5 protein-coding genes are annotated in these 5,326 nt (G+C 71.2%); 3 read left to right on the top strand and 2 right to left on the bottom strand.

The window, feature by feature from the left end; translation table 11 throughout:
• A partial coding sequence (locus G3N92_RS30615; protein WP_206131293.1) for a hypothetical protein occupies positions 1-1,540 on the top strand: 1,540 nt, incomplete at its 5' end.
• 180 nt (positions 1,541-1,720) lie between these two features.
• Complete coding sequence (locus G3N92_RS30610) at positions 1,721-2,839, top strand: sensor histidine kinase (protein ID WP_206131292.1); 1,119 nt, start codon at positions 1,721-1,723, stop codon at positions 2,837-2,839.
• Between the two features lie 83 nt (positions 2,840-2,922).
• Here the strand turns inward: G3N92_RS30610 and G3N92_RS30605 are convergent, their stop codons facing one another.
• Both G3N92_RS30605 and G3N92_RS30600 read right to left on the bottom strand, forming a co-directional pair.
• On the bottom strand, positions 2,923-3,891 hold the full coding sequence (locus G3N92_RS30605; protein ID WP_206131291.1) for a glycosyltransferase: 969 nt from the start codon (positions 3,889-3,891) through the stop codon (positions 2,923-2,925).
• Positions 3,892-3,995: 104 nt separating this feature from the next.
• Positions 3,996-4,607 carry a hypothetical protein gene (locus G3N92_RS30600; RefSeq protein WP_206131290.1) on the bottom strand — a complete coding sequence of 204 codons (612 nt, stop codon included), beginning with the start codon at positions 4,605-4,607 and terminating at the stop codon, positions 3,996-3,998.
• Between the two features lie 154 nt (positions 4,608-4,761).
• Here G3N92_RS30600 and G3N92_RS30595 point away from each other — a divergent pair.
• Positions 4,762-5,326, top strand: a 565-nt coding sequence (locus G3N92_RS30595) for a DUF892 family protein (protein ID WP_206131289.1), incomplete at its 3' end; no start/stop codon positions are given.

Genomic DNA, 5,326 nt, shown 5'->3' with positions numbered 1-5,326 from the left:
GGCGCGGGCCGCGCCCGAGGACGGCGTGACGGTGCGCTACCGCGCCGCCGCCGCGTCGTCCGCGACGAGCGGGGCCGGCGGCGTGCTCGGCGACGCCAACGGGGTGCTGCTCGGCGCGCGCTATCTGCGCGTGGCCGAGCACGACGGCCCCTGCACGGTGCGCTATCGCGTGCCCGACGGCTGGGCGATCCATCATCCGTCGGACGCGCAGGCCTTGCCCGATCGAACCTGGGCCTACCGCGATCACGCGCACCTGCTCGACACGCCCGTGTCGTTCGGCCGCGTCGACCGGATCGTGCGCGAGGTGCGCGGCACGTCGTTCCATCACGTGTTCCTGACGCACGCGATGGGCTTCGAGGCGAGCGTCGAAGGCTTCGTCGACGATCTCTGCGAGATCGCCGGCCTCTACCACGACCTGTTCGGCGCGTTTCCGTTCGACGATTACAGCTTCGTGCTGTCGTTCGATCCGGCCCATGCGTGGCGGTGCGCCCATGCGGCGGGCAGCCTGGTCGGGCTCGATCCGGCGACGTTCTACGACAGCGACCGCTACAACGCCAGCCTGCGCGCCTGCGCGCACGCGCTGTTCCAGGCCTGGAACGGCTGCCGCCTGCGGCCCGCGCCGCCGGGCCGCGCCGAGTTCGAGCGCGACGGCGCCAGCGAGGGCCGGTGGGTTGCCGAGGGCTTCACGCGCTATTTCGCGTTGCTGTCCTGCACGCGCACGGCGCTCTACACGCCCGCGCAATTCTTCGCCGCGATCGCGGGCGATTACGCGCATCTGGCCGCGCTGCCCGCTTACGGCACCGTGAGCGCGGTCGACGCCTCGGTGGCCGCCAGCCTCGCGCGCGCGCCGTATCCGGGGCGCGCCAACAGCGCGATCGATCACGAGGTGGCGGGCATGCTGATCGCGTTCGAGCTCGACGCGATGCTGCGCCTCGACAGCCACGGCGCTCGCTCGCTCGACGACGTGTTCGCGGGATTGTTCGAGGCGGCGGCGGGCCAGGGGAAGGGCTACACGCTCGACGCACTGTGCGCGTTCGTCGAGACGCGGCAGCCGGGGCTCGGCCGCTTCCTGGCGGCGCGCGCCACCGAGGCGGGGCAACTGACGCTGCCGGACCGGCTGCGCGGGCTCGGCTTCGACCTGGGCGAGCGGCCGGCGCCGTACCTCGGCCTGATGCTCGACGGCGACGCCGGGCCGGCCATCGGCAGCGTGCTCGACGGCAGCCCCGCGAGCCGCAGCGGGCTGGCGGCCGAGGACCGGATCCAGGCCGTCGACGGCTACCCGTTTTCGTTCGACGCGCTGACCAGCGCCGCGCGCCAGGGCGGCGATGTCGCGCTCGACGTGCTGCGCGGCAACCGGCCGGGCCGCTACACGATCCGCGCCGGCACCCGCACGACGCTGCGCTGCCTGCACTGGGCGGGCTCCGCGCGGCAGGCCGATCTGATCGCGCACTGGCTGCAGCAGCCGTTCGCGCCGGCGGCGGGGCAGTTGTTCCCGCTCGATTTCAACGAGCACGGGCACGGCGGCGCGACGGTGATCTGAGGCGCGGCGGCCCGATGCGGGGCGCATCGGGCAACATCGATCGGGAGGCTCCACATCGGATCGGGAATCGGCCAAAATATCGCTCGTCGCCGCCGCCGAACGATCATCGGGTAACGGGCGACCGCCACGCCGCACGCGACGACGCGCTGCCGGCCCGACCGCCGTGTCCCGGAGATATGCATGACCCTCGCCGATTTCATCGAGGCCAACCTCGCGAGCCTGGTTCAGGATTGGGCGGAGTACGCCGAGGCGATCAGCCCGAAGGATCACCGCCTGAGCGCGCCGCAACTGCGCGAGATGGGCGAGGACATCCTTCGGGCGATCGCGGGCGACATGCGCGATCCGCAAAGCGCCGCCGAGCAGAAGGCGAAGTCGCGCGGATCGCGCGATCCGGCCGCCGCGTTCAACGTCACGGCCGGTCATCACGCCGACGTGCGCGCCGCCCAGGGCTTCAACGTGAACGGCGTGGTGGCGGAATTCCGGGCGTTGCGGGCCACCGTGCTGCAGCGCTGGGAAGGGCATGCGCCGGAATCGAGCGTCGAGGCGCTGCGGGAAGTCGGCCGCTTCAACGAGGCGATCGATCAGGCGCTGGCCGAATCCGTGCGCGCCTACACGATCCGGGTCGAACATAGCCGCGATCTGTTCGCGGGCATGCTCGCGCACGAACTGCGCTCCCCGCTCAACGCGATCGTCCTGTCGGCGCAGGTGCTCGGGCATTCGGCGCAAGCGCAGGCGCAGGCGGTGCCGTTCGGGGTCATCAACCGGGCGATCCGGCGGATGCAGTCGATGATCGACGATCTGCTCGTGTTCGCGCGTTCGCGGCTCGACGACACGGTGCCGCTGTCGATCGCGCCCGCCGATCTGGGCCAGCTCTGCGCCGAGGCGGTCGACGAGGTGCGGACGTCGTTTCCGAAGGTCGAGGTGGCGGTGCGGTGCGATGGCCGCCTGGACGGCGCGTGGGATCGCTCGCGGATCCTGCAGGTGTTGATCAACCTGCTGGCCAATGCGGCGCGCTACGGCGACGGGCGGATCGTCGCGAGCGCCGAGGGCGGCGATGCGCAGGTGAAGCTGACCGTATTCAACGGGGGCCAGCCGATCCCGGAAGCCATGCTGCCGACCCTGTTCGATCCGCTGACGCGCACGGTCACGCCCAATCGCGAAGGGCGGGCGGCGGGGATCGGGCTCGGCCTCTACATCTGCCGCAGCATCGTCAATGCGCACGGCGGCGACATTCAGGCGTCGGTCTCGCCGCAGGGCACCACGCTGACAGTCACGCTGCCGCGCGTCTGCGCGGTATAGCGCCGCCGGGCGGGCGGCCCGGCGCGGCTTCGTCGGCTTTAGCGGTTATAGCGGTTTTAGCGGCTTCATCGGCTTTACCGACTTCATCGGCCCCGCGATTGCTCGGCCTCGGCCGTCACGGCCGCGCGGGCCACGGCCATCGAGGTGGCCGTCGCGGCCTTGGGCGTCTTCCGATGCTGCTGCGCGCAGCGCACGCGCAAGCGCAGGTTCAGCACCCGGTCGGGCACCACCTCGCGGCGCGGCAAGACCCAGGCCAGGCCTCGCAACAGCGCGCCGCCGTCGGCGAGCAGGCGCCCGTCGCGCGCAAACGTGCCGATCGCGTTGAACGTGGCGCGGCAGGCGTCGGTCAACGGCAGGCGCAGCCATGCGACCCAGGCGGCGTTGCGCGCCTGCATGCGGCGGCGCGGGCCGCTGTCGTGCGCCGCCGACGGATGGTGATGCACATGCAGTTGCTCGCAATACACGATCGACTTGCCGTCCTTCAGCACGTCGAGCGCCATCAGCTCTTCCTCGCCGCCGAGGAACAGGCGCGGCTCGTAGCCGCCCACGCGCCGGAACAGGCCGGTGCGGAACACGCAGGCGCCGGCCATGTAGCCGACGAGCGCCGGCCCGGGCAGGCCCTCGCTGCCGAGCGGGCTCATGCGCATCGCGTCGCAGGCCGGATCGGGCTGCTGCTCGTCGCCCACCAGCACGCGCGCGCTGAGCACGCCCACCTGCGGCCAGGCGTCGAGCACCTGCACCGCGCGTTCGAGCGCGCCGGCTTCCCACCACGTATCGTCGTCGCAGAACGCGACGTAATCGGTCGAGACGCACTCGGCCGCGAGGTTGCGGCCCGCCGCGCCGAGATTCTCGCCGCACTCGATCACGCACACCGTCGGGAAGCGCGCCTTGACGAGCGCCACCGTGTTGTCGTCCGAGCCGTTGTCGGCCAGGAAGATCGGCGGGTTTTCGGGCAAGGCGAGCAGGCGGTCGAGCGTCATCGCGAGCGCATCGGCGCGATTCCATGTCAGCACCACGACCGAGATCCGTTGAGAGATCGGATGATGTTCCATTGACTGTTTCCCCCACTGACGAGACGAGTCGTTCGCGGAGCGCGTTTCGCTGCGAACGCGCACCGTCCCAAAAGCATCGCGGGCCGCCGCGCGGCCGCCGGGCATCACGCCGCACCCCGCGCGGCTTGCTGGCGCGCGTCGGTCCGCAGGCGTTCGCAGGCCGCCATCTCGCGCAGCGGCAGGCCGGTTGCGGCCTCCGCCTGGCGCTCGGCGGCGCGGTGCGGACGGTGGCCGTGGTTCGCACCATTCGCATCTTGGGCACGATTGACGCCATTCGCGCCCGGCGCGGGCAGCATCGTCATGGCGCTGATCGCCAGGATCCGCGCGGCCGCGACGTTCGGCGCCGCGACCCGGCCGGCGCTGCGCCCGGTCTTCATGTCGACGATGTCGAAGTGCGGCATGCCGCCGATCTCGACGCTCCATGCCCGCAGCACGATCCAGGTTTGCCCGAGGCAGTCGAACGGCTTGCCGCACGATTCGAGTGACGCGTTGGCGATCGGCCGTGCGAGGCGAATGTCGTTCGCCGGCTGGGGCGGGGCAGGAAAACGCGTGCCGCGATGCGTGTCGTTCATACCGGATTCCGGATAGAGGGATGAGATGGGTGAGGGGGAAACATCCGCCGTGAGCCCGGAGACGAACGAGGGTCGATGCGCTTCGCGTTGCGCGGCCGTGCACTCGAGTTGAACTTTTTTCATCGGGGCTTTGCGTTCGTGCAAATAATGCAATCGGGTTGATGCGAGCTGCCTTCGTTTGCGTGGGCGGCAGCGCCATGTGGCGCGCCCGACGCGGCGACCGCGGCATGCATAGGTGCTTTTCTAGAGCGAAAACCGTGCCAGGCCGAGGCGCGCGCCCGGCCTGGCTGACAACCGCATGGCAAACGCGCCGCGCGCGCGATGGCGGTGCGTCGTTCGCGCCTCGTCGGCCGCTGCCCGATCGCGCGTGGCATGGCCATTGCTTTGGAGGGGGTTCCGTTTCCGCAACGACCCGATCATGGCGCCCACCCGAACCGTCGATTTTCTTTTGTCTCGCACGCTGTCGAAGCTGCAAGGCGTCGAGCAGCAAGCCGCGCGTCTGTTCGCGATGCTGTCCCGCAGCGCGGCGGATCCGGCGCTCGGCGCGCACTGTCAGGCGCGCCGCGAGGCCGCGCTGCGCCGCCTCGCGCTGATCGAGGCGTTCGCCGCGCAGTGTCCCGTTGCGCCGAAGCCGCGAAAGTGCCTGGTCATGGAAGGGCTGACCGACGAGGCGGCGGAGTTGATCGAGGAGGTCCGGCCCGGCGCGACGCTCGACGCGGGTATCCGTCTCGCGGCGAAGCGCGTGATGCGTTGGGAGGACGGCATGCTGGACGATGCCCGCGAGCTTGCCGCGCGGGTCGGCCGCCCGGGCATGCCGGCGTGGCCGGCGGCGTTGCGGGAGCATGCAGCGGCTGCGGCGGGGA

This window comes from Burkholderia sp. Ac-20379 (assembly GCF_017104645.1).
In the GTDB taxonomy this organism is placed as follows: domain Bacteria; phylum Pseudomonadota; class Gammaproteobacteria; order Burkholderiales; family Burkholderiaceae; genus Burkholderia.
Note: the sequence above shows the minus strand (reverse complement) of the source record. Positions and strands in the feature narration are given on the sequence as shown.